Origin of the sequence: Peribacillus sp. FSL K6-1552, from assembly GCF_038005205.1 — a bacterium.
GTDB classification, from domain to species: domain Bacteria; phylum Bacillota; class Bacilli; order Bacillales; family DSM-1321; genus Peribacillus; species Peribacillus butanolivorans.
The window spans coordinates 1,117,926-1,139,343 of the sequence record NZ_JBBOST010000001.1 but is presented as its reverse complement, the minus strand read 5'-3'; the positions used below and the strand labels follow the sequence as shown (position 1 = coordinate 1,139,343).

The window sequence follows — 21,418 nt, the reverse complement described above, 5'->3', positions numbered from 1 at the left end:
AATCATTTAATCCCTGCATCATACTAAGGATAATAATGGTATATAATGAAGAAAAAAGGAGAAACCCTATGGCTGATACTATCGCTCAGTTACTCCCCATACTTTTTATGCTATTGTTTGCAGTAATCTTAATATTTTTAGTAATTAACCTGTCCCAGCATTTTAATCGTTCTAAACGGATCGAAGAAAAATTGGATAAATTACTTAAGGAAATAGCCAACAATAAAGGGGATTAAAAATTTTTTCTTTTCAGAGGAAAAATAAAAAGACTCCAGAATCGGAGTCTTTTTTTATAAGCGTTCAATTATTTTTGAACGTTAGCTGCTTGTGGTCCACGAGCGCCTTGCTCGATTTCGAAAGAAACTTCTTGGCCTTCTTCAAGAGTTTTGAAGCCTTCGCCTTGGATAGCTGAGAAATGTACGAATACATCGTCTTGGCCTTCAACTTCGATGAAACCGAAACCTTTTTCTGCGTTAAACCATTTTACTTTACCTTGTACCATGATAGTTCCTCCTGTGTTTGGAAAAATCCATTTTATTACTATTTTTGGTTCTGGATAATGTTTCAAGAGGAATCCTATAACGGTAAATCCATCTATCAAACTTATTCCGAACAAAAATAATTACTTATATTATATCATGGAAAATCAAAAAAAAACATGATTATCGCTGTAATTCCAACGACAAATTATCCTAAAATTCTACATTTTTCTCTTCTTGCTTTGGCGGAAACCTTCGTCCAGTAAATAGCGCTCTGCCTCAATCGGGCTCTCGAAACACTCCTCCAAATTCGATCCAGAGTATACGTTCCAGAGTTGATCTTCTCTAACAAGCGAAAGCTCCTGCTTTTCAAGTCCAATCCATGTTCCTTCCAACCTAGCGAACTCGTTTTCTTCTTCTTCTTCTTCGATTTCAACCGGAGGTTCGGATAGATAAGCTATGCTTTTTTGAATCAAATCTTTTAATTCCTCTTCAGTATAGTCACGTATATTGATAAATCCTTTACGGTCAGTTTCTTTCTTTCTCATATGCCCTGCGTATACGAATCCATTTCCATTTGGATGCAGGTGCTGAACGACGATCTTTTTCTCTTGGACACTTTCTAGATAGTGGAAATTCACACGGCCCAGTGAAACATCTTTCCTCTGTAATTCAGGAAAAGTTTCAATAATGCTCAATTTTTCTTCAAATGTTAACAAATTTCTTCCTCATTTCATTAGTTCATATTGTTTGTCGATTATAACATAGACTGATTAGAAACAATAATCTTCCTCGTCATCATCTATTATAATGTAACTAAAGGATGTGATTATTTGATAAAAAAAATTCAAGTCCTAGACTCTAATTATGGACAACAGCTTTTTATGCTTCAGAAAAAAGCCTATCAGATAGAAGCAAATATTATTGAATTTACCGATATTCCCCCATTATTAGAAACATATGACCAATTTTTAAATTGTAATGAAACGTTTATCGGCTTTTTCAAGGCCGATACATTAGCTGGAGCAATATCCTATACAAAAGAAATTATGCATATGGAGATTTGCCGAATTGTCGTCCATCCAGATTATTTTCGACAAGGAATAGCAGAAACACTGCTGAATCATCTTCAATTTACTTGTAAATGGGAAAAACTATCCGTTTCGACCGGTAAAATGAACCTGCCTGCAAGAAAACTGTACGAAAAAAACGGCTTCACGCATACAAAAGATGTAGAAGCCGCACCTCATTTTTTTATTAGTCTATATGAAAAAAATCATTCATTTAATGTACGTCACGACAAAGAGCATGATGAATGAAATAGCAATGATTACACCGACCCATAGCCAGGCTAATGTCATATTCCCGGAGTCCATGGCGATATAAATAGCGGTAGGAATTGTCTGTGTCTGTCCGGGAATATTTCCGGCAAACATAAGCGTCGCCCCGAATTCCCCCAAAGCCCGTGCAGAACTCAATATGGCACCTGTGACGATTGATTTAACCGCCAATGGAAGGGATACTAGCAGAAACAACCTCCACTCGCCTGCCCCATCAACTCTTGCTGCATTCTCGATTTCTTCATCTATACCTTCAAAACCTGTTTTAGCGGATTGGTACATAAGTGGAAAAGCGACAACGGTAGATGCAATAACCGCTGCCCACCATGTGAACATTAAGGGCTGATTAAAAACCCTTTCAATGAATTCACCCAGCCTTCCGTTTTTCCCAAAAATCACAATCAATAAAAAACCGACGACAGAAGGAGGCAAAACAAGTGGTAATAAAAATGCGGTTTCCAATAGGATTTTTCCTCTGAATTGCTTTTTAGCCATTATTCGTGCAAGGAAAATTCCTAGAATAAAAACCAGGATACCTGCGAGTCCCGCTACCTGGATCGATAGTCTGACTGGTGACCAAAAATCTGCTGTCATGATACTATCCACACATCCTTAGAAAAAAAGAGCGTATCTTGGACTTTGTTCGTTACTTGCATTGAATCGAACGTTTCCATCACATATTGCCCGGCTTTAACAATTTTTGGTGTGCTGCTCGCAGCTGTCTTCGCTGCTTTCGATTTATTATCTTCATCCTTATGTAATGCCATTATGGTTTTATTGCCTATAAAATCAATACATTCGTATATGATCCAATCATTCACTATGCAATTAAATGGAGATTCATCCGTTGAAATAAACAAATTAACCGGTGTAACATTGAAAATTTGCTGCTGTTGCCGCACTAAAGAATCAAGATTATATGGCAGCGTACTATCATTGTTTACTTTATTAAAGGCAGATTGCATTTCATTTTCTCCCTTTCTTTTCAAAATAACTTTTAAGTTTATTTTTCTTGACATATTGCTGACACAAAGAAACGTTAAAGTAAGAGTATCACAAAAACAAAAATAATTTCATTCCATAAACTTTTAACACTTTGAAGGAGTCGATTTTAAATGGTAACAATTTATACTACTCCAAGCAGTTTAGCCTGTCGTAAAGCAAAAGCTTGGCTTAAGAAAAACGAAATTTCCTACAATGAACGTAATTTATATTCACAACCTCTTTCTATAGAAGAAATTAAAGAGATTTTACGTAAAACAGAAGGCGGTACAGATGAAATCATCTCAACCCGTTCTAAAAAATTCAATAGCTTAAATATCGATATAAATAATACACCACTTAATGATCTTTGTAAGCTTATTCAAGATAACCCGGATTTACTTCGCCGACCAATCATTTTCGACCATAAGAACTTGCATGCCGGTTATAACGAAGAAGAAATGGGACGCTTCCTTCCTAGAAATGTACGTCATGTTCAATTATGGCGCGCAATCAGCCAACTGGATTATCAGCCATCCCCCATCGGTGCATAATTAGAGGGTTGTCCATTAAAGCGGACAACCCTTTTTTTATATCTGATTTGCTTTCTCTACAATAATTGTAAACGTCGTCACTTGTTCATTACTTTCTTTCGGCACAAGATCTCCCTTTTGCGCTTTGGCAAACATCTTGCTGAATGGCAGTCCTAAACCTAAACCACGTATCTTCAGCTTTTTGTCTTCACCTCGATAAAACGGTTCGAACAAATACTGTTGTTCATGTACAGGAATTAAAATAACTATTAAGTTTATTTTTCTTGACATATTGCTGACACAAAGAAACGTTAAAGTAAGAGTATAACAAATACAAAAATAATTCATTCCATAAACTTTATTACTTTGAAGGAGTCGATTTTAAATGGTAACAATTTATACTACTCCAAGCAGTTTAGCCTGTCGTAAAGCAAAAGCTTGGCTTAAGAAAAACGAAATTTCCTACAATGAACGTAATTTATATTCACAACCACTTTCTATAGAAGAAATTAAAGAGGTTTTACGTAAAACAGAAGGCGGTACAGATGAAATCATCTCAACCCGTTCTAAAAAATTCAGTAGCTTAAATATCGATATAAATAATACACCATTAAATGATCTTTGTAAGCTTATTCAAGATAACCCGGATTTACTTCGCCGACCAATTATTTTTGACCATAAGAATTTACATGCCGGTTATAACGAAGAAGAAATGGGACGCTTCCTTCCTAGAAATGTACGTCATGTTCAATTATGGCGTGCAATCAGCCAACTGGATTATCAACCATCCCACATCGGTGCATAATTAGAGGGTTGTCCATTAAAGCGGACAACCCTTTTTTTCATATCTGATTTGCTTTCTCTACAATAATTGTAAACGTCGTCCCTTGTTCATTACTTTCTTTCAGCACAAGATCTCCCTTTTGCGCTTTGGCAAGCATCTTGCTGAATGGCAGTCCTAAACCTAAACCACGTATCTTCAGCTTTTTGTCTTCACCTCGATAAAACGGTTCGAACACATACTGTTGTTCATGTACAGGAATTCCTCGGCCACTGTCCTGCACATCAATACATATCCTATTGTCTTCCTTCTCATAAAGATTAATCTCTAGTTTCCCTATGCCATCAAGTGAATGCCTGGCATTATTTAAAAGGTTAATGACAATTTGCTGCATCCGCAAAGAATCAATTTGGCCAAAAATAGGTTCTTCAGGAACCTTTATATCCAGATTAAACTCTTGATCATCCTGGGTGACTTGCCAACGATAGGCGATTTCCTGGATGAATGTATTGATATTTTCTTTTTGTACTCGAATTTTAAAGGCACCTGCTGAAATAGCATTATAATTGAGCAAATCCTCTATCATTCCTTGCAAGCGATGTGTTTCCTTTAAGGAAATATCCAAGAATTCCTTACTTTGCTCTCCGGTAACAACATCATCCTTAACTGCTTGAATTAGTCCGCTAATGGAGGTAACCGGTGTTTTCAAATCATGGGTGACACCTGCAAGCAATTCCGCCCTTAATTTTTCCATGGCCTTTAAACGATTGGTCATTTCCTTAAATGACTCTATTAGTTCATAAATTTCTTCTTCCCTTATGTCCTCTTCCTCTTTGAAATGGATGTCATAGTTGCCCTCACGAACCTGAACGGCAGCGTTAGCGACGTCTTGAATTGGCCTCGAAATCTGTCTCGAAAGTAGATAAATGACTCCTGTGCCCAGCACGAGGAGGCCTCCAATCATGATTGCCAACAAGCCATGGTCCTGGTTGAGTTCTTTTAATGCCCCTTCTTCCTGGGCAATGACTACCCATCCCTTAGTCTCTTCATTAAACGTAATGGGAGATTTGACGACATATACTTTGTTGTCCGAAATTTTGACCTTCTGAATTAACTCAGGATTTTTCATAATAACGCTAGGAAGCTTATTTTTATCTGCATCTATATATAATTGAGGCATCGTATAAATAATGCTGCCATCGGGATCGACGATATAGATAATCGGCTGCTGGTTCAAGTGAAGGATTTTTTCCCTTTCCTCAACGATTTCCGAAAGGATAGGCCCAACGACAATCTGACCATTTGCCTTTATCGCACGGTCAGATGTTTCATCAGCTAAGTACTTAAGGAGGCTTAACCTATATTCTAATGCGGTTTTTTCCATCCACCACAATGAAAAAATAGATAATAATACCAATCCCGAAATCAAGGTCAATACGTATCTCTTCGTCCAATAGCGCTGCAAAGTGGTTCTTTTTCTAGTTTTCATAGACACTAAGTTGATACCCCAATCCACGCAATGTTTTAATTTCCCCTTCACAAGAAGGCCATGAATCGATTGCCTTTCTTATTCGTTTGATCGCCAGGTCCACGGCGCGGTCACTTCCATCATAATCCATGCCCCATACTTGATCGAGTAGCTGCTCTCTCGTAAAAATCTGATTCGGATGCTTAGCGAAAAAAATGAGCAGCGACAAATCACGAGGCGTCAAGTTTATCTCTTCCCCTTTTATTTTCACCATATAGGATTGATCATCTATGGATAAACTACCAAACTGATGTATATGATTTTCTTCACCAACAATCGTCGAGGATCTTCTTAAAACGGCATGTACCCTGGCCACGACTTCATCGGCAACAAAAGGTTTAGAGATATAATCATCTGCGCCTGACTTAAATCCAGATAATCGGTAATCAACATCGTTCAGCGCAGTCAACATAATAACCGGGCACATATCGTTCTCCCGAATTTCCTTCAAGATGTCCCAACCTTCCTTACCCGGTAGCATTACATCAAGTAGCACAAGGTCTGGGTTCGTTTCTTCAAAAATAGGAACAGCCTTTAGCCCATCATATACTTGGACTACATCAAAACCCTCACGCTCTAAATATGCTTTCAATACCATAGAAATGGCAATTTCATCTTCAACGACAAGAATTTTCTTCATTAAGGGATTCCTCCTTCCTGAATTATAGTGGAATCATTTTGCATTCGCCAACCATCCAAGTCAGCAAGGCATTTTTTCTCCATCATACCCTTTTAATGTGTCAGGATTATGTTCGCAGTAAAATTCGCGGATGCTTTTTCTACATAGTATTTCTATTACCTCTGCTCCTCTTCCTTTTTTTTAAACGTTCTCTCTAGTCTAACACTGAGAATTAAAATTGTTGCTTGTACTTTCTGAGGAATTCCCTTTTACTAACACCTTAAAGAGGTTGGCTCTGACACTTGAGCCAACCTCTTTTCAATTACATGTCTCATGGGGATTTGGACAGCCCACTTCCTGTTTTTCCACTTGAATTGTACTGTGTTCAATACCAAATTGATCATGTAGAAGCCTTTGCCCTTCTGCTAAAACTGTATCGTGATTGCCGTTTTCATCAATAACAACATGACAGCTCATCGTCAAAAAACCAGATGTAATCGTCCAGATATGGAGATCATGGACATCGGACACATTCGGCAATTCTTTCAATGAATTTTTCACTTCTTCCATATCTACTTGATCGGGTGTCCCCTCCATCAAGATATGGAAAGAATCCCTCACTACTCTAAAGCCGCTGATAATAATTAAAATCGCTACAACAACACTTGCAATCGGGTCTGCGATTCCCCAATCGAAGAAATAAATCAAGAGTGCTGCCGCAATTGCACCCACTGAACCAAGCATATCGCCAATTACATGTAAAAAGGCACTCCGTACATTCAAGTTATCGTCTTTATCTCCGCTCATTAAAATCCATGCTGCAATGATATTCACCAGTAAGCCAATGATTGAAATCATTAACATTCCTAGACTTTGCACCTCAGGAGGATTCACAAACCTTCTAATCGCCTCGATGAAAATAAATACTGATATAACAATCAAGGTCAAACCATTCAAACATGCAGCAATGATTTCAAATCGCTTATATCCATAAGATTTAGTCTGTGTTGCTTTTTTTTCACCCAATCTTATTGCTGTATAGCTTAGGCCTAGTGCAGCCGCATCACTTAGCATATGACCTGCATCTGACAATAAAGCCAGACTATTTGTCATAAATCCTCCAATTACTTCGACGACCATAAATGTGGAAATCAGTAAAAAAGATGCCAACAAAGCTTTTTTATTTTCAGAATGATGATGGTGATGTCCATGATCATGAGAGTGACCATGCTGATGTCCCATGCTATCCCTCCTCTCGGATTTAAAGCTTATATATAGTATGGGATAAATTCAGAATGGTTTCAAATGATTCACTTTCGCATTTTCTGCTGTACAATTATGGAGATAGTGCATGAAAAAAATCCGAGAGATTATTTGATTTCGAAATGCGGTTGGCCTTCGCCATTTTAAATCTAAAATAAACGCTGCAGACTAAATTCCTGCAGCGTGTTCCGCCCCGTTATCCTTCCTCTTGCATTGTATCATCTACAATGGCGAGAAGGTCCTTATTAAACAATTCATTATTACAGACAAGACTGTGTTGTTCTATCTCTTCTTGTCCCCGAAGATTTATATCTTGTTCTTTTTCTTTCATAGCCTTACCTCCAAAAGAATCATGTTTTGCCTATTATCGTATCCCCATGCATGTACCTTTATGCTGAATATCCTCCCATTTTTTATAATTTATTTACGTACTAAACTCTCTGATTCCCATGGAAAGCACGTATAATGAATTCATGTTCAGGAACTTGTAAGTTCTTATACGATAATAAAAACAATGAGTTATCATATGTGACTTTTTCGAGATTCACCTGAATACCGCTGTCTTCAATCGAAACAATGGCATAAGGTGCAACTGGTTCACTATTACATCCGAGTGAACCTGGGTTTAAGTATATAGTTTGGTCATTTCTAAAATGATGTATGGGATGATGATGTCCAAATCCAATCAAATGGTGAAACTGATTCTTAAATAGTCTTTCTAAGTTATTTAGATTCGGTTCAACGATTTTACTAAATGGATTTTGACTTATGTGTTCATCTAGTTTCTTCGGTTCCATATGATAATGAGTGAAGAAAAAGGAGTAATTGTTAATCATATGTTGTATGGTGCGAGGCAATTTTTCCAGTTTGGATATAAAAGTTTGATTCATTCTTTCCGCTATCCATTCATGATGCTCTTTGACATGAATGTGACCATCTGGATGCGGTTCCCCTTTAATGATGGCCAGAACTGCTTCATCATGATTTCCGGTTATCATTGATAAATCATTTCTTGAAAATAAAAGATCCAGGACTTCATTTGTATCAGGACCTATCCCAACCATATCTCCTAAACAATAGATATGATCAATCTCATCCCTTTCATCAATAACCCTAAGAACGGCTTTTAACGCTGAAGCATTACCATGTACATCCGTTATAATGGCAACTTTCATGACTAAGTTCAGCTCCCTTCTCTTAAAATCTATATGGTATATTATAACATTTTAAACACCATCAAAAAAATATTCGGGCTTATTCCTTTCATACGCCAACGCCTATTTTCAATGAATAAGCAAACACTTCGGCCTAGAATACATAGTATGAAGTATTCCCAGTAAAGATGTTTTACTAGGTATGTAATTCATAATATGTATGAGGAGGAACAATTAAATGGGTGGACACAGAAATGAATGTTGTGACGGTGGTGGCGGTTTCGATAACGGATTTGCATTACTGATTGTGTTATTTATCCTGTTAATCATCATTGGCTGCAGTTGGGGATTCGGTGGATTCTGATAATAAATAATAATAAAAAGGCGCCTGCTAACGGCGCCTTCTTTATTATTGATTCACTTTTTGTTTCCATGTCTTCATAATGAACCAGTTGACAATCAGTGCAATTCCGCCTCGATTTTCTAAGATAAGGTGATTGATTTTCCCCTGTGATATCAATACCTCGTTTATAGGAATCTTCTCCCCTTTACTTCTAGTTACTCGAGACATCAACCACTAGCAATGATGGTATCCATCCGCTAGATTTCTATGGCTTTACATTTGAGTAAAGGTCATGGAAAGACTATTCAACTTGTCCTCCATTTGTTTTTTCGCATCATTCATCATCCCATCAAGTAATTCCTTAACCGTGGGAATATCGTCAATCAATCCTGCCACCTGTCCGCTGTTCATAAAACCATTTTTAACATCTCCGTGTATTGCACCATTAATATGATGTTCCTCTGATGTCATTTGACGATAATCCACAGGTGACAGACCTTTTTTCTCCAAATCTAAAACTTTCACTGTGTATGGGTCCTTCAATACTCTTCTAACCTGACCAACGGATCGTCCCAATATGCACGTATCATTATCAATTGCTTTGAGTAGTTTCTGTTTATATGATGGATGAAACGGTGCTTCCTTTGTAGCAATCAACCTGGTTCCTAACTGGACGCCTGAAGCTCCAAGCATTAATGCAGCAGCTAACCCCTGTCCATTGCCAATTCCTCCTGCAGCAAAAACCGGTACCGTAACATTCTTGCTAATTTGCGGGATAAGTGTAAATGTTGTTAATTCTAGATTAGAGTTAATTCCAGCAGCTTCAAACCCCTCTGCAACTAATACATCTGCCCCTGCGTCTTGCGCTTTTTGAGCATGTTTGACCGACGCAACAATAGCTATCACTTTTATATTCTTTTTATGTAAAAGTGGTATGAAAGGAGCAGGATTTCCTGCTGATAAAGATACTATAGGTATATCATGCTTAAAAACAAGATTGATTAACTCATCTGTATATGGACTAACATTTATCGGGATGTTCAACGCAAAAGTGTTATTAGTTTTTTCTTTTGTTTCAAGAATAATAGTTTCTACCTGTTCAGGGTTCATTGTACCGCACCCTATTGTGCCTAGACCCCCAGCATTAGACACAGCAGCCGCAAGACTTGCGTTGCTAATATTCCCCATACCGCCTTGTATTATTGGATATTTTATAGAAAAAAACTCACAAATATGTTTCACTTTTAACCCTCCCTATCTATTTAATGTTATACTATATTTAATAGAAAAACAATTCTGACTTTTCACAAGGAGCGATAATATGATTATTCCATACAACAATAAAAAGCCTTCTTTTGACGAAACTGTTTTTGTAGCGCCTGGTGCTCATTTAATTGGTGATATTACGATTGGGAAAGAATCTACTATTTGGTTTAACTCTGTACTACGTGGCGATGAAGATTCAATTACCATAGGAGAAAAGTGCAGTATTCAAGATAACTCCACCATTCATTTATTTGAAGGTTGTCCTGTTGTTATTGAAGACGAAGTAACAGTCGGTCATAACGTTATTTTACATGGCTGTAAAGTGGGTAGACGTTCTATTATCGGTATGGGATCTACAATTTTGGATAATGTCGAAATTGGCGAAGAATGTATTATTGGGGCAAATACATTGATTGCCGCTGGTAAAAGTATACCTCCACGTTCGCTTGTTATCGGTTCTCCAGGGAAAGTGGTTCGCAAATTGAATGATAAAGATCTTCAATTAATTCAACTTTCCATTGATACATATGTACAAAAAGGAAAGGATTTTAAAGAAGTTCTTGATTAATTGTATGCGGTGCGCATTCTCTGAGATTTCTCCATTTACTTTAAAGACTATATTACAAAAAAGAGCTGCAGTAAGTTGTCATTAGTGACTTTCTGCAGCTCTTTTTTACTTAATAATAAGAGGATGATCCTTTGCATCATAGGTTTCATCTTTCCTACATAAATCATTGTTTTCCTGAAATACGCTTTCAAAGAAACGGCTTGCTGGTTCAGCCAAGACTTGATAGTACTGACTAAATAATAATGCTGCATGATTACCGTTCCACTTTGAAGGCAAAAGTTCTTTAGGAAGACCTGGATCGATAAATAAAAACTTACGATACTCATGAACTAAATTTGTTCTTTCTACAAAGCAATCCGCATCTGACATTTCTCCTCTGCTAATAATGCTTTGATGAACGATGAATTGTTTACTGTATTTCTCAATGAAATCTTCATATTTACTCTCAATCTCAGCTAATGGCCAGCTTTTCTCGACAAGCGATTGATTTTCCTGTGGACCCTTATATTCTGAAATGAAAAAATCCACATATTCACTGATGTCATATTTCTCAATTAAAAGATTTATTTCTTTCTCTAAATTATTAGGTGAAATCCAGCAACCGTTAGAAAAACTGCCAAATCCGCTCCATAATAATTCCTTACGAAGATCATCGCGTAATTGCCGTTTATCTTCAGGTATCGTATACATTAAAATACGCCATTTACCGTCCCACTCATTTGGTTTCATCTTATAAATACGATTTGCCGCTTCTTCCATTCGCTTCACGCCGCGATCAGTCAAAAAGTAATAGCTTTTATTTCCTTGCTTTTCGGACTGAATCCAACCTTGCTTTACCATTCGCGAAACGGCTACACGTACACCCTGCTCATTATGACCGAATTCCTTTAATAAACGAATTAAACTACCTATCCAGATTTTACTTCCATAATTACGGATATAGTCTCCATATATCGTAAAAATCATGGATTGTGTATTTGTACCTATATTTCTCACCTCATCCATTAAGCATTGTTACCGATTTCACACGGAACACATAATTATTATTATATCTTTTTAAAATGAAACCGCAATATCATCTACCTGTAAATTGCGTTTTTCTCCGTTCGCTAAATGCTTGGAGAGCTTCCAATCTGTCTTCAGTTGGAATCGTTAATTCATATGCTTTTCCCTCGATGGCCATCCCTGTTTGTAAGTCTGTATTCATTCCTTGAGTGATAGCATACTTTGCTTGTTTGACTGCGACCGGCCCGTTCTTCATAATATCTGCTGCAAATTCTTCACAAACAGATATCAGGAGGTTACGCGGCACCACTTTCAAAAGAATCCCTAATTCATAAGCCTCTTCTGCTGTCAATTTTTTAGCAGTGAAAATTAATTCTTTCGCTTTCATTTCACCAATTAATCTCGGCAAACGCTGTGTACCACCTGCTCCAGGGATAATTGCCCAACTTGTTTCAGTAAGACCCAACGATACACCTTCGGCTGCAATGGCAAAGTCACACGACAGCAACCATTCAAACCCTCCCCCCAATGCATATCCATTTACGGCAGCTATAGTTGGCTGAGGTAGACCTGCGATACTATTAAATACATCGCGAATTGCTTTAACGTTTCTTCGTACTTCCGCTTCATTTAAAGTCTTTCTTTCTTTTAAATCCGCGCCTGCACTGAATGCTTTTTCTCCTGCACCAGTGAAAATAACGACGCGGATATCCCCGTCTGTATAGACCTTATTTATGACTTCCTGCAACTCAATAAGGGTCACATAGTCAAAACAATTCAATACGTCTGGACGATTCACTGTAATATAGCCGATATGATTTTCCACTTTATAAATAACATTAGACATACGTTCTCTCCCCCTTTATTTTTAAAATTAGCCCTTATGTAGACTAGCTAATAAGGGCATTCTATTAATCATTCTCAATATTTTCTATAATAGCGGATATCCCCTGGCCTACACCGACACACATCGTGGCAAGCCCGAATCGGACCTTTCGCTTTTTCATCTCGTGTACCAGTGTTGTTAATATACGTGCGCCGCTCGCTCCAAGTGGATGACCAAACGCTATCGCTCCTCCGTTTACATTCACTTTTTCCTGATCCAATTTTAATTGGCGAATACATTCAACAGATTGAGAAGCGAAGGCTTCGTTTAATTCAACTAGCCCGATGTCTTCAATAGATAAATTTGCTCTATCTAACGCTTTTTTTGTTGCATAGATAGGACCGAGGCCCATAACCGACGGCTCTAAGCCCGCTACTGCACCTACAACATATTTCGCCAGAGGTTTTAACCCAAGTTCCCTAGCTTTTTCTGCACTCATTAATAGTAACGCTGACGCTCCATCATTTACACCTGAAGCATTACCAGCCGTTACAGTACCATCTTTAAAAATTGGTTTGAGTTTTTCTAGCTTTTCAATTGTCGTGTCTGGACGCGGATGTTCATCTTTATCGATGATGACCTCATTCCCTTTCCGATCCGTATATCGAACAGGTACAATTTCATTAACAAAACGCTCATTTTCCACTGCCTTTTTCGCTCTTTGCTGACTTTGAAACGCGAATTGATCTTGATCCTTCCTTGAAACCTTAAAGCGTTGGGCTACATTTTCTGCTGTTTGCGGCATGGAATCTGCGCCATACATTTCTTCAAGCTTTTTATTCGTAAAACGCCAGCCGATCGTTGTATCTTGAAGCTCCATCGACCCACGCGGGAAATCACTCTCAGGTTTGGCCATGACATACGGCGCCCTAGTCATGCTCTCAGTCCCACCTGCGACGTAAATATCCCCTTCCCCGACAGCTATCGAGCGTGCAGCATACATAACGGCATCAAGTCCGGAGCCACACAAACGATTAATGGTTGTTCCTGCTACGTTCACTGGAAGACCTGCTAAAAGTGCAGACATTCTCGCCACATCACGGTTGTCCTCTCCTGCCTGATTTGCATTTCCGAAAATGACATCTTCAATTTGTTCCGGCGGCAGACCAGGATTCCGCTCTGTTAGCGCCTTTATTACAATTGCACCAAGATCATCCGGACGTACGCTTTTTAAGGCCCCTTTATATCTCCCAATAGGCGTTCTCACAGCATCTATAATCACAACTTCTCTCATTTTCCCACCGACTCTTCATTTTTAGTATAGTCGTATACACCTTTACCAGTCTTGCGACCGAGCCGGCCTGCTTTTACATACTGTTCAAGAAGCGGTGCCGGACGATATTTCTCACCAAGTTTACTATGTAAATATCTTAAATTATTTAAACGGGCATCCAGTCCCACTAAATCCCCAAGTTCAAATGGTCCCATTGGATAATTCAGTCCAAGTTTTATTGCCTTATCGATCTCTTCAGGTGTACCTAATCCTTCTTGAAGCATATAGAACGCTTCATTTCCAACCAGGCAGCTAATTCTGCTTGTTACAAAACCAGGGAATTCGTTAATGACTACTGTCTCTTTCCCCATTTTCTCAGCAACCTCTTTTATTACCGCTGCCGTTTCATCACTGGTTTCAAGGCCACGAACAATTTCTACTAATGGCATTTTTTGTACAGGATTGAAAAAATGCATCGCTATCGTTTTTTCAGGACGCTTTCCATAAGAACCAATTTCAGTCGGGCTCATAGTGGAAGTATTAGTAGCAAAATAGCAGTTTTCTTGTGCATGTTCTTCGATTGTTTCAAAAACGGATTTCTTAATTTCTGTCTTTTCTGGAACTGCCTCTATAATTAGATCAGCTTTTGCAGCCGCATCTTCTAAATTGGAAGAATATAAAAATCTGTTTTTTGCTGCAGCCGCTTCTTCTTGGGTAATTTTCTTGTAGCGCACACCTTTTTCGAAGATCGTTTCAATCTCTTTCTTTGCACTTTCCAACGCATCTGGATTCACATCTACCAATATTACGTCAAAGCCTCCCGTTGCCCCTACATAGGCTATACCTCTGCCCATAACTCCAGAACCTACAACCACTATATTTCTAATCATTCGATCATTCTCCTTTAAAATAGATAAAGCTGGCTGCAATGAATCAGATCAGCATTCAACTATACCTGAATTACTTTTCTGACAGATTATTCAGCCAGCTTCCTATTCAATGTTTTTATTTAATACCAAAAGGATTTAATGGACGGCTTCCATGATAGGAAATGATACTTTTTGTTTCTGTATAAAGATCCAATGTCTCAATACAAAGTTCTCGGCCGAATCCTGATTGTTTATAGCCGCCGAAAGGTGTTCCTGGAAAAGCTGAGAATGGACAGTTGACCATGACAATCCCTGCTTCGATTTGATTTGCCACACGAGTTGCGCGGCCGCCATCCTTTGTCCAAAGGGCAGAACCCAAACCAAATTCCGTATCATTCGCTAGTCTAATGGCTTCTTTTTCATCTTTGAACTTCATGATAACGACAACTGGACCAAATATTTCTTCTTTAACGACATCCATGTCATGATTAACATTCGCAATGACTGTCGGCTCATACCAATAACCACTTTCAAAGCCTTCAATAACAGCTTGTTTTCCACCCGCTAGGATTTCTGCTCCATCAGCAATAGCAGATTGAACATATTTTTCGATAACATCCAATTGTCCTTGATCAATGACTGCACCTACATGCGTTTCTTTATCTAATGGATTGCCTAATTTCAGTTTTTTCGTTTTTTCTACGAATCTAGTGACAAACTCATCGTAAATATCTTCATGTACGTATAAACGTGATCTCGCCTCACAAGATTGACCTGTATTGTAGAAAATACCATATAGGGATCCATCGATAGCTGCTTCAATGTCAGCGTCTTCAAAGACAATATTAGGAGATTTTCCGCCAAGCTCCAATGTTACCCTTTTTAATGTCTGCGAGGCTTTGCCCATAAGGTCTCTTCCGATTGGCGTAGATCCTGTGAAAGCTACTTTATTCACTTTCGGATGTTCAACAAGATAATTCCCTACATCAGATCCAGGACCAGGAATGATATTGACTACCCCAGAAGGAACGCCTGCTTCCATACAAATTTCACCTAATACAATGGCAGTAAGTGGAGTTAAAGATGCTGGCTTAACAATGACAGAACAGCCCACTGCAATGGCCGGTGCAATTTTCCAAGCTGCCATCATCATTGGATAGTTCCAAGGAATGATTTGCGCACATACTCCCACAGGTTCTTTTTCCGTATAGTTATGGAATTGACCTGGAACATTATTGACTGATCCACGATGTCCAACTATAGCTCCCGCATAAAACTCGAAGTCTTCTATCGCCTGCATAACTTGACCTTGCGCTGCAGAAATGGATTTCCCACTGTTCAAAACCTCTAATTCTACTAATTCATTGAAGCGTGAACGCATAATAGCCGCAATTTTGTTTAATACACGAGACCGCTTATTGATCGGTGTTTTTTTCCATTTGCCATTATCAAATGCTTCACGTGCAGCTTGTACTGCTTTTTCTGCATCTTCCTTAGTAGCCTTTGCAACCTTGGCAATGATTTCACCAGTCGCAGGATTAATGGCATCAATAGTAGCTCCGTTAGAACTTTCCACTCTTTCGCCGTTAATAATTAGGTGGTAATAATCACGCTTCGTTTCTGCTTTTTCAAATACTGTTTCTTGAACTTTAACCATGTAATCCCACTCCCTTTTTTATTATTTCCCAATAAATTGAGCTTTTCTTTTCTCTGCAAAGGCTGTTACACCTTCAGAATAATCTATCGTTAAGCCAGCAATTCGCTGACCTTCTGCTTCTTCTTTTAAATACTCTTCTAATGAAAGGTGATAAGATGCCTCTAAGTATCTTTTGATTAATCCAATTGCTTTCGTAGGTTTGCTTGCGATGTTTTCTGCAAAGGCTTTCACTTGCTCGTTCCATTCTTCCACACTGATTACTTTTGTAGCTAGACCCATGTTTTTCGCCTCAGCTGCAGGTACCTTTTCTCCAAATACGGATAATTCCAATGCTTTTGCATGACCAACAATTCGCGAAAGGTAATATAGATTTCCTGAATCAGGAATCAAACCAATGTTGACAAAAGCATTTAAAAAACTGGCTTTCTCGGAAACAAGACGGAAATCACATGCCAGTGCCAGACTGAAGCCAGCCCCTGCAGCCACTCCATTTACAGCTGCAATAATTGGTTTTTCACAGCTTGCTAGTTGCTGCATCATCGGGCTGTAATCTTCCCGGAGCATTTGCCCTAAATTTACACCTTCATCTACTTCAGATAAATCTTGCCCTGAACAAAAGGCTCTGCCTTCCCCAGTAATGATAATGGCACGTACTTCATCAGAGCTCGCCGATGTTTTGATCGCTTTTTGTATCTCCCTATTCATTTGGGACGTAAAGGCATTTAGTTTATCAGGACGGTTTAAAGTAAGCCATGCCACTCCGTTTTCAACCCTATATGTGATTGTTTCGTACATAGAGCACTCCTTATTCGCCTGTAAAATTAGGCTTTCTTTTTTCAACAAATGCTTTCATTCCTTCTTTTTGGTCCTCTGATGCAAAAAGAATATAGAAGTTCTTCCGTTCATATTGCATTCCCTCATATAAGGAATAATCAACGGCTTTATTTACGGATTCTTTAATCATCCTAACTGCTAGCGGGGGTTGTTTGGCTATCTTCCTTGCAAAATCAACCGTTTCCTCCATTAACAATTCTGGTGCAACAATTTTATTAATAAAGCCGTATTGTAATGCTGTTTTTGCATTGATCCTTTCGGCAGTCAATATCCATTCAAGTGCCTTCGTTTTGCCTACCAATTTCGTTAGTCTTTGTGTTCCGCCTGCACCAGGCATGACTCCCAGAGTAACTTCAGGAAAGGAAAACTGTGTGTCACTAGCGGCGATCAAAAAGTCACAGGATAAAGCAAGTTCAAAACCGCCGCCGAATACAAAACTTTTTACCGCACCAATCACGGGCTTTTTAACTAGACCCATTCGGTCCCAATCAGCAAACTGGTTAGTTAACTCCATACTGATTGGATTGTCATTCACCATCTCATCAATGTCTGCTCCAGCAGAGAATGCTTTTCCATTACCCGTCAGCAGAATCACCTTCACTTGGGAATCGCGGTCAAATGCTTCCATTGAAGAAACAATTTCGCTGACCATTTGTCGATTCAATGCATTCAATTGCTTTGGGCGATTTAAAAAGATATAGCCAATTCCGTCCTCAATTGACGTTTCAATAAATTGAAGCGCATTCATTTTACTTCTTCACCAATCATCATCGTTACAAGTTTCCCTGCAAAGCCCATTAAGTCTTTTCCTGATGCTTTTCCTTCAGGAGAACGCATGCCTTGTTGAAGTGCTTCATGGTCTTCATAATACATTTCACATAGAATGTGATATTCAGAGTCTTTGCCCATTGGGGTTCCGACTATTTTAGTGACTTCCATTTTTTGAAGACCAGGGATTTTTTCCGTGATTGGACCGTGTACATTGAAATAGTGCTCATCAAACGCTTCCTTATTTTCAGGCTGCTTGTATAGGGCTATTAACTTTACCATTTGAATACCTCCATATTTAGATAGTTTTTATCATAGGTTTCATCGCTTCGAACGGATTTTTACATGCTTTGCAATATAAGATACTACGGCAAGCTGTTGGGCCGAATATGTTTTCCATCGTGACATAGGTAGATTCACAATACGGGCAATCTATATGCCATGATCCATCTTTTTTCATTTGTCGAGGAGGAGGGGAGATCCCAAAAACCTTTAATCCCGCTTTCCCCTTTTCCGTAATCCGGTCAGATGTCCAGGAAGGGGAACGTAGAAATTCCACACTTACATTTCTAACGGCAGTCAGCTGTTTAATGGCTGTCTCCACATTTTTCTGAATGATGGACAGTGCGGGACATCCTAGAAAAGTTGGAAGCATTTTCACTGAAACGTCCGGCCCCGAAACCGTCACATTCTCAACCATCCCTAAATCCAGAATACTGACTGTATCGATTTCGGGATCTTTAACGTCTTCCAGGAGTTTATATATTTCTTCTGTGTTTAACATTACGGTCGACATAGTACCCCTCCCCTTTTTCTAATATTTCACCAAGTTGCTGTTTTATCGCTTGCGTATACTTCGCTTAACGTTTCTAGCGCTTTTTCTAAATCTTCTGTATGCTGACCAGTGCGTCCATCGCCTTTGACCATTCCGACTTTAATAGAGCACGCCACCCCTACACTTTCAAAAACAGGTGTGACTTCCTGAATCCACTTATTCAATAAAACCGCTTCATCTTCTATCAAACCCTGCTTCACCATTTCAACTCGATAATGACCAAGTGAAAATACTCCTTGAAAATCCTGTAACGTTTTCTCAATAGCTGCTTTCATTCGTGAAACTGCTTCTTCGTGACCTGAACCCAGCAATTGGATGAACCATGTTTTCCAGTGCATCAAATGATAGTAAAGTTCCATCTGTACCTTTTGGGCTACTTCAGCCAGCGGCTCATATGAACTTGAATGAAGGGATTGAATCTTAATCGCTTTAGCTTGGGTATATAAATAATTTCGTACTACCGCAAAAGCCCAATCATAATCCGGGTCTTCCATATAGTTTCCAGGACCATTGACCACTTCCAAAATTATCGCATTACGACGTTCTTTCGCGGGACGATCGTGGGCTAGCTGATCTGCATTCCCTTCACCAAGTTCTTCCAATAATTTAAAGAATATGGCTGCATGCCCCATCGTATCTTGGGCTATCGAGGAAGATGCTACATCTTCCTCGATATGTGGAGCGAGTCCTAGCCACTCTGATCCACGATATGAATGGATAAAGTCATCGTCCGCCAATTGAAGCAACAATTCCTTAATTGCGGTGTTTTCCAATGATGAATTATTCTCCATTTTTCACGCCTCCTGCCCAAGACATTATCTCTTTTTCATCGAGCATTTCCTGCTCGTACTTCCGCCATTTTTTCTTTAGATACCCATAACCTTTTGTTGTCCTGTAATCTTTATTATCTATACGTTGAAGTGTTTTCTTTTCTTCAACCGTCATTTTCCGTATATTCTGTCTTTTCACAACCCAGATATCATCAACCGCTTCACGTCTCATGAAATTTTCTTGTGCCATCATGATCGCGATATCCTCATTAGGGGCCAGCAGGCTAAAATGATATTGGACTGGTGAAGTCTGAGTTTTACGGCTAAATACTTCAAATTCTTCAAAGTACGTTTCTTGTCTAGTTTCCATATCGTTCTTCCCCCTCCCTTAGATGACCTTTGGGGCTAACGCTTCGCGCACCCATTTATTATTTTCATAAGAAATCCTTCTAAGATTTAAGCGCTGCTGTGAACGGGGACCTTCATTCCTTGCTATTATCTTCAATTTCCCCCAATCGGGTTGTTGATAAATCCACGTTTCAGTATCTTTATCAAATCGAAGTGTTTCATCAGGAATGGTATAGCCAAGTGAAAGGATCCGCTTCACATATTTAGAAAAAAAGGCTTGGCGAAGTTCTTCATTCGTGCTTGTTCTGATTCTGTATTTAATCGTTACATCTTGTTTGGAAGAGCCAACTTCATTCTTACTAGGAGGTCCAAAGAAGAGTAACAGTGATTCCCACCAATAATCGATGGAGTCTTGAACCATTTTTCTTTGTTCTTCCGTTCCTTCTGCCAAAGCCATGATTATCGCTTCACCATGCTGGGCATGAAAAACTTCTTCCGCACAAATCCTGTGTAAAGCACGAGCATAAGGACCGTATGAAGCACCAAGCATGTTCGTTTGGGAAATAATGGCTGCTCCATCCACCAACCAGCCGATCAACCCTGCATCTCCCCAAGATTTAGATTCCATATGGAAGACATTATGAAACTTTAAATCTCCTGTAAACAAATCTTGCATCAAGTCATCCCTTTTTTTGTTGTACGGCTTTAACAAATCCTCGGCGACGCGAAGCAATAATTGTCCATGTCCCATTTCATCCTGCACTTTTGCCATGATTCCAAGTTTTCTATTCAAGGTAGGGGCTTTAGGTACCCATTCTTTTTCTGGAAGTGCCCCCATGATTTCACTGATTCCATGCATTGAAATTAATTTAATGAGTGTGCCCCTGTAATCTTCCGGCATCCAATCATCCGCTTCTATCTTTTCTCCTGCTTTGATTCTGGCAATAAATTGATCTAACTTTTCATGTTCTGCCATATCATTTAAAAGAACGTTCATCTAAACACCTCTTATCTAATATATATAACGTTAATATAACGTTAATATAACGTTATTATATTTTATTGTTATATTAAAAGCAAGGCTAATGCGTCATTTTTTCTAAATAATAAGAAAATTGTGGAATTGAACCATTATTTTATTCAACCAAAACCTTACATGGCGACGACTCCACTTTGATAGAATCTGTTGGGCAGCCTTCCATTGCATCATCCAGATCATCATATAAATCTTCCGCAACTTCTGCAGTTCCTTCATTTTCATCCAGAAGAACAAATGCAATTCCTTCATCATTGTAATCAAAAATTTCTGGTGCTGCTGCACCACATGCACCGCATGCAATGCATGTATCTTGATCCACAATTGTATATTTAGCCATGA

General features: G+C 38.8%; 30 protein-coding genes. 6 read left to right on the top strand and 24 right to left on the bottom strand.

Features of this window, described 5'->3' with window-relative positions; all coding sequences use genetic code 11:
• The first annotated feature begins 68 nt into the window (after positions 1–68).
• Positions 69–236 carry a hypothetical protein gene (locus NST21_RS05525; RefSeq protein WP_340888159.1) on the top strand — a complete coding sequence of 56 codons (168 nt, stop codon included), beginning with the start codon at positions 69–71 and terminating at the stop codon, positions 234–236.
• 68 nt (positions 237–304) lie between these two features.
• Here the strand turns inward: NST21_RS05525 and NST21_RS05520 are convergent, their stop codons facing one another.
• The gene (locus NST21_RS05520; RefSeq protein WP_028393295.1) at positions 305–502 is read right to left on the bottom strand and encodes a cold-shock protein; all 198 of its coding nucleotides are present in this window, start codon (positions 500–502) and stop codon (positions 305–307) included.
• Positions 503–700: 198 nt separating this feature from the next.
• Complete coding sequence (locus NST21_RS05515) at positions 701–1,198, bottom strand: hypothetical protein (protein WP_340888158.1); 498 nt, start codon at positions 1,196–1,198, stop codon at positions 701–703.
• A 114-nt stretch (positions 1,199–1,312) separates the two neighbouring features.
• Between NST21_RS05515 and NST21_RS05510 the strand changes: the two genes are divergently transcribed.
• On the top strand, positions 1,313–1,798 hold the full coding sequence (locus NST21_RS05510; protein WP_340888157.1) for a GNAT family N-acetyltransferase: 486 nt from the start codon (positions 1,313–1,315) through the stop codon (positions 1,796–1,798).
• Here the strand turns inward: NST21_RS05510 and modB are convergent.
• A complete protein-coding gene (gene modB, locus NST21_RS05505) occupies positions 1,760–2,413 on the bottom strand; it encodes a molybdate ABC transporter permease subunit (protein ID WP_053344788.1) in 654 nt (217 codons plus the stop codon). The genes NST21_RS05510 and modB overlap by 39 nt on opposite strands.
• Positions 2,410–2,784, bottom strand: a complete 375-nt coding sequence (locus NST21_RS05500; protein ID WP_340888156.1) for a hypothetical protein — start codon at positions 2,782–2,784, stop codon at positions 2,410–2,412. Before NST21_RS05500 ends, modB begins: the two co-directional genes overlap by 4 nt.
• Positions 2,785–2,934: 150 nt before the next feature.
• On the opposite strand from NST21_RS05500, the gene spx (NST21_RS05495) reads away from it, so the two are divergent.
• A complete protein-coding gene (spx, locus tag NST21_RS05495; RefSeq protein ID WP_053344786.1) occupies positions 2,935–3,354 on the top strand; it encodes a transcriptional regulator Spx in 420 nt (139 codons plus the stop codon).
• Positions 3,355–3,390: 36 nt separating this feature from the next.
• Here spx (NST21_RS05495) and NST21_RS05490 read toward each other — a convergent pair whose 3' ends face one another.
• Complete coding sequence (locus NST21_RS05490; RefSeq protein WP_340888154.1) at positions 3,391–3,624, bottom strand: ATP-binding protein; 234 nt, start codon at positions 3,622–3,624, stop codon at positions 3,391–3,393.
• A gap of 94 nt (positions 3,625–3,718) precedes the next feature.
• Here NST21_RS05490 and spx (NST21_RS05485) point away from each other — a divergent pair, with 94 nt between their 5' ends.
• Positions 3,719–4,138 carry a transcriptional regulator Spx gene (spx, locus tag NST21_RS05485; RefSeq protein WP_053344784.1) on the top strand — a complete coding sequence of 140 codons (420 nt, stop codon included), beginning with the start codon at positions 3,719–3,721 and terminating at the stop codon, positions 4,136–4,138.
• 37 nt (positions 4,139–4,175) lie between these two features.
• Here the strand turns inward: spx (NST21_RS05485) and NST21_RS05480 are convergent, their stop codons facing one another.
• From NST21_RS05480 to NST21_RS05460, 5 genes are all read right to left on the bottom strand, one after another.
• Positions 4,176–5,603 (bottom strand): HAMP domain-containing sensor histidine kinase, encoded by a 1,428-nt coding sequence (locus NST21_RS05480; RefSeq protein ID WP_340892461.1) that lies wholly within the window; start codon positions 5,601–5,603, stop codon positions 4,176–4,178.
• The gene (locus NST21_RS05475) at positions 5,593–6,282 is read right to left on the bottom strand and encodes a response regulator transcription factor (RefSeq protein WP_340888152.1); all 690 of its coding nucleotides are present in this window, start codon (positions 6,280–6,282) and stop codon (positions 5,593–5,595) included. Before NST21_RS05475 ends, NST21_RS05480 begins: the two co-directional genes overlap by 11 nt.
• A gap of 297 nt (positions 6,283–6,579) precedes the next feature.
• Positions 6,580–7,503, bottom strand: a complete 924-nt coding sequence (locus NST21_RS05470) for a cation diffusion facilitator family transporter (protein ID WP_340888151.1) — start codon at positions 7,501–7,503, stop codon at positions 6,580–6,582.
• Between the two features lie 217 nt (positions 7,504–7,720).
• Positions 7,721–7,855, bottom strand: coding sequence for a hypothetical protein (locus tag NST21_RS05465; protein ID WP_340888150.1), 135 nt, complete (start codon positions 7,853–7,855; stop codon positions 7,721–7,723).
• Between the two features lie 100 nt (positions 7,856–7,955).
• A complete protein-coding gene (locus NST21_RS05460) occupies positions 7,956–8,699 on the bottom strand; it encodes a metallophosphoesterase family protein (protein WP_056531147.1) in 744 nt (247 codons plus the stop codon).
• Positions 8,700–8,916: 217 nt separating this feature from the next.
• On the opposite strand from NST21_RS05460, the gene NST21_RS05455 reads away from it, so the two are divergent.
• Positions 8,917–9,042: a YjcZ family sporulation protein gene (locus NST21_RS05455; RefSeq protein WP_082527772.1), complete on the top strand. Its 126-nt coding sequence runs from the start codon at positions 8,917–8,919 to the stop codon at positions 9,040–9,042.
• Between the two features lie 252 nt (positions 9,043–9,294).
• Here the strand turns inward: NST21_RS05455 and NST21_RS05450 are convergent, their stop codons facing one another.
• The gene (locus NST21_RS05450) at positions 9,295–10,263 is read right to left on the bottom strand and encodes an NAD(P)H-dependent flavin oxidoreductase (protein WP_340888146.1); all 969 of its coding nucleotides are present in this window, start codon (positions 10,261–10,263) and stop codon (positions 9,295–9,297) included.
• 79 nt (positions 10,264–10,342) lie between these two features.
• On the opposite strand from NST21_RS05450, the gene NST21_RS05445 reads away from it, so the two are divergent.
• Positions 10,343–10,855, top strand: a complete 513-nt coding sequence (locus NST21_RS05445; RefSeq protein ID WP_053344780.1) for a gamma carbonic anhydrase family protein — start codon at positions 10,343–10,345, stop codon at positions 10,853–10,855.
• Positions 10,856–10,960: 105 nt separating this feature from the next.
• Here NST21_RS05445 and paaX read toward each other — a convergent pair whose 3' ends face one another.
• The 13 genes from paaX to NST21_RS05380 all read right to left on the bottom strand — a co-directional run bounded on the left by paaX (position 10,961) and on the right by NST21_RS05380 (position 21,416).
• Entirely contained in the window at positions 10,961–11,860 is a 900-nt protein-coding gene (paaX, locus tag NST21_RS05440) for a phenylacetic acid degradation operon negative regulatory protein PaaX (protein WP_056531144.1), read from the bottom strand.
• A gap of 70 nt (positions 11,861–11,930) precedes the next feature.
• Positions 11,931–12,707 (bottom strand): enoyl-CoA hydratase-related protein, encoded by a 777-nt coding sequence (locus NST21_RS05435; protein WP_340888144.1) that lies wholly within the window; start codon positions 12,705–12,707, stop codon positions 11,931–11,933.
• Positions 12,708–12,771: 64 nt separating this feature from the next.
• The gene (locus tag NST21_RS05430) at positions 12,772–13,980 is read right to left on the bottom strand and encodes an acetyl-CoA C-acyltransferase (protein WP_057219465.1); all 1,209 of its coding nucleotides are present in this window, start codon (positions 13,978–13,980) and stop codon (positions 12,772–12,774) included.
• Positions 13,977–14,849, bottom strand: a complete 873-nt coding sequence (locus tag NST21_RS05425; protein ID WP_340888143.1) for a 3-hydroxyacyl-CoA dehydrogenase — start codon at positions 14,847–14,849, stop codon at positions 13,977–13,979. Before NST21_RS05425 ends, NST21_RS05430 begins: the two co-directional genes overlap by 4 nt.
• 115 nt (positions 14,850–14,964) lie before the next feature.
• Positions 14,965–16,485: an aldehyde dehydrogenase family protein gene (locus tag NST21_RS05420; protein ID WP_057219464.1), complete on the bottom strand. Its 1,521-nt coding sequence runs from the start codon at positions 16,483–16,485 to the stop codon at positions 14,965–14,967.
• Between the two features lie 21 nt (positions 16,486–16,506).
• Positions 16,507–17,280 (bottom strand): enoyl-CoA hydratase-related protein, encoded by a 774-nt coding sequence (locus NST21_RS05415; protein WP_056531129.1) that lies wholly within the window; start codon positions 17,278–17,280, stop codon positions 16,507–16,509.
• A 10-nt stretch (positions 17,281–17,290) separates the two neighbouring features.
• Positions 17,291–18,067 (bottom strand): enoyl-CoA hydratase/isomerase family protein, encoded by a 777-nt coding sequence (locus NST21_RS05410; RefSeq protein WP_098176530.1) that lies wholly within the window; start codon positions 18,065–18,067, stop codon positions 17,291–17,293.
• Positions 18,064–18,369, bottom strand: coding sequence for an EthD family reductase (locus NST21_RS05405; RefSeq protein WP_053344772.1), 306 nt, complete (start codon positions 18,367–18,369; stop codon positions 18,064–18,066). The genes NST21_RS05410 and NST21_RS05405 overlap by 4 nt, the downstream gene beginning before the upstream one ends.
• Positions 18,370–18,385: 16 nt before the next feature.
• A complete protein-coding gene (paaD, locus tag NST21_RS05400; protein ID WP_053344771.1) occupies positions 18,386–18,883 on the bottom strand; it encodes a 1,2-phenylacetyl-CoA epoxidase subunit PaaD in 498 nt (165 codons plus the stop codon).
• A gap of 26 nt (positions 18,884–18,909) precedes the next feature.
• On the bottom strand, positions 18,910–19,713 hold the full coding sequence (gene paaC / locus NST21_RS05395; RefSeq protein ID WP_340888137.1) for a 1,2-phenylacetyl-CoA epoxidase subunit PaaC: 804 nt from the start codon (positions 19,711–19,713) through the stop codon (positions 18,910–18,912).
• The gene (gene paaB / locus NST21_RS05390) at positions 19,703–20,062 is read right to left on the bottom strand and encodes a 1,2-phenylacetyl-CoA epoxidase subunit PaaB (RefSeq protein WP_053344769.1); all 360 of its coding nucleotides are present in this window, start codon (positions 20,060–20,062) and stop codon (positions 19,703–19,705) included. The genes paaC and paaB overlap by 11 nt, the downstream gene beginning before the upstream one ends.
• Before the next feature lie 18 nt (positions 20,063–20,080).
• A complete protein-coding gene (gene paaA, locus NST21_RS05385; protein WP_053344768.1) occupies positions 20,081–21,037 on the bottom strand; it encodes a 1,2-phenylacetyl-CoA epoxidase subunit PaaA in 957 nt (318 codons plus the stop codon).
• 139 nt (positions 21,038–21,176) lie between these two features.
• Positions 21,177–21,416: a ferredoxin gene (locus tag NST21_RS05380; protein WP_053344767.1), complete on the bottom strand. Its 240-nt coding sequence runs from the start codon at positions 21,414–21,416 to the stop codon at positions 21,177–21,179.
• Positions 21,417–21,418 lie beyond the last annotated feature (2 nt).

Coding starts and splice junctions, on each gene's coding strand:
- NST21_RS05525 (WP_340888159.1), top strand. CDS start 69: ATGGCTGATACTATCGCTCAGTTACTCCCCATACTTTTTATGCTATTG.
- NST21_RS05520 (WP_028393295.1), bottom strand. CDS start 502: ATGGTACAAGGTAAAGTAAAATGGTTTAACGCAGAAAAAGGTTTCGGT.
- modB (WP_053344788.1), bottom strand. CDS start 2,413: ATGACAGCAGATTTTTGGTCACCAGTCAGACTATCGATCCAGGTAGCG.
- NST21_RS05500 (WP_340888156.1), bottom strand. CDS start 2,784: ATGCAATCTGCCTTTAATAAAGTAAACAATGATAGTACGCTGCCATAT.
- spx (WP_053344786.1), top strand. CDS start 2,935: ATGGTAACAATTTATACTACTCCAAGCAGTTTAGCCTGTCGTAAAGCA.
- NST21_RS05490 (WP_340888154.1), bottom strand. CDS start 3,624: ATGTCAAGAAAAATAAACTTAATAGTTATTTTAATTCCTGTACATGAA.
- spx (WP_053344784.1), top strand. CDS start 3,719: ATGGTAACAATTTATACTACTCCAAGCAGTTTAGCCTGTCGTAAAGCA.
- NST21_RS05480 (WP_340892461.1), bottom strand. CDS start 5,603: ATGAAAACTAGAAAAAGAACCACTTTGCAGCGCTATTGGACGAAGAGA.
- NST21_RS05475 (WP_340888152.1), bottom strand. CDS start 6,282: ATGAAGAAAATTCTTGTCGTTGAAGATGAAATTGCCATTTCTATGGTA.
- NST21_RS05470 (WP_340888151.1), bottom strand. CDS start 7,503: ATGGGACATCAGCATGGTCACTCTCATGATCATGGACATCACCATCAT.
- NST21_RS05465 (WP_340888150.1), bottom strand. CDS start 7,855: ATGAAAGAAAAAGAACAAGATATAAATCTTCGGGGACAAGAAGAGATA.
- NST21_RS05460 (WP_056531147.1), bottom strand. CDS start 8,699: ATGAAAGTTGCCATTATAACGGATGTACATGGTAATGCTTCAGCGTTA.
- NST21_RS05455 (WP_082527772.1), top strand. CDS start 8,917: ATGGGTGGACACAGAAATGAATGTTGTGACGGTGGTGGCGGTTTCGAT.
- NST21_RS05445 (WP_053344780.1), top strand. CDS start 10,343: ATGATTATTCCATACAACAATAAAAAGCCTTCTTTTGACGAAACTGTT.
- paaX (WP_056531144.1), bottom strand. CDS start 11,860: ATGGATGAGGTGAGAAATATAGGTACAAATACACAATCCATGATTTTT.
- NST21_RS05435 (WP_340888144.1), bottom strand. CDS start 12,707: ATGTCTAATGTTATTTATAAAGTGGAAAATCATATCGGCTATATTACA.
- NST21_RS05430 (WP_057219465.1), bottom strand. CDS start 13,980: ATGAGAGAAGTTGTGATTATAGATGCTGTGAGAACGCCTATTGGGAGA.
- NST21_RS05425 (WP_340888143.1), bottom strand. CDS start 14,849: ATGATTAGAAATATAGTGGTTGTAGGTTCTGGAGTTATGGGCAGAGGT.
- NST21_RS05420 (WP_057219464.1), bottom strand. CDS start 16,485: ATGGTTAAAGTTCAAGAAACAGTATTTGAAAAAGCAGAAACGAAGCGT.
- NST21_RS05415 (WP_056531129.1), bottom strand. CDS start 17,280: ATGTACGAAACAATCACATATAGGGTTGAAAACGGAGTGGCATGGCTT.
- NST21_RS05410 (WP_098176530.1), bottom strand. CDS start 18,067: ATGAATGCGCTTCAATTTATTGAAACGTCAATTGAGGACGGAATTGGC.
- NST21_RS05405 (WP_053344772.1), bottom strand. CDS start 18,369: ATGGTAAAGTTAATAGCCCTATACAAGCAGCCTGAAAATAAGGAAGCG.
- paaD (WP_053344771.1), bottom strand. CDS start 18,883: ATGTCGACCGTAATGTTAAACACAGAAGAAATATATAAACTCCTGGAA.
- paaC (WP_340888137.1), bottom strand. CDS start 19,713: ATGGAGAATAATTCATCATTGGAAAACACCGCAATTAAGGAATTGTTG.
- paaB (WP_053344769.1), bottom strand. CDS start 20,062: ATGGAAACTAGACAAGAAACGTACTTTGAAGAATTTGAAGTATTTAGC.
- paaA (WP_053344768.1), bottom strand. CDS start 21,037: ATGAACGTTCTTTTAAATGATATGGCAGAACATGAAAAGTTAGATCAA.
- NST21_RS05380 (WP_053344767.1), bottom strand. CDS start 21,416: ATGGCTAAATATACAATTGTGGATCAAGATACATGCATTGCATGCGGT.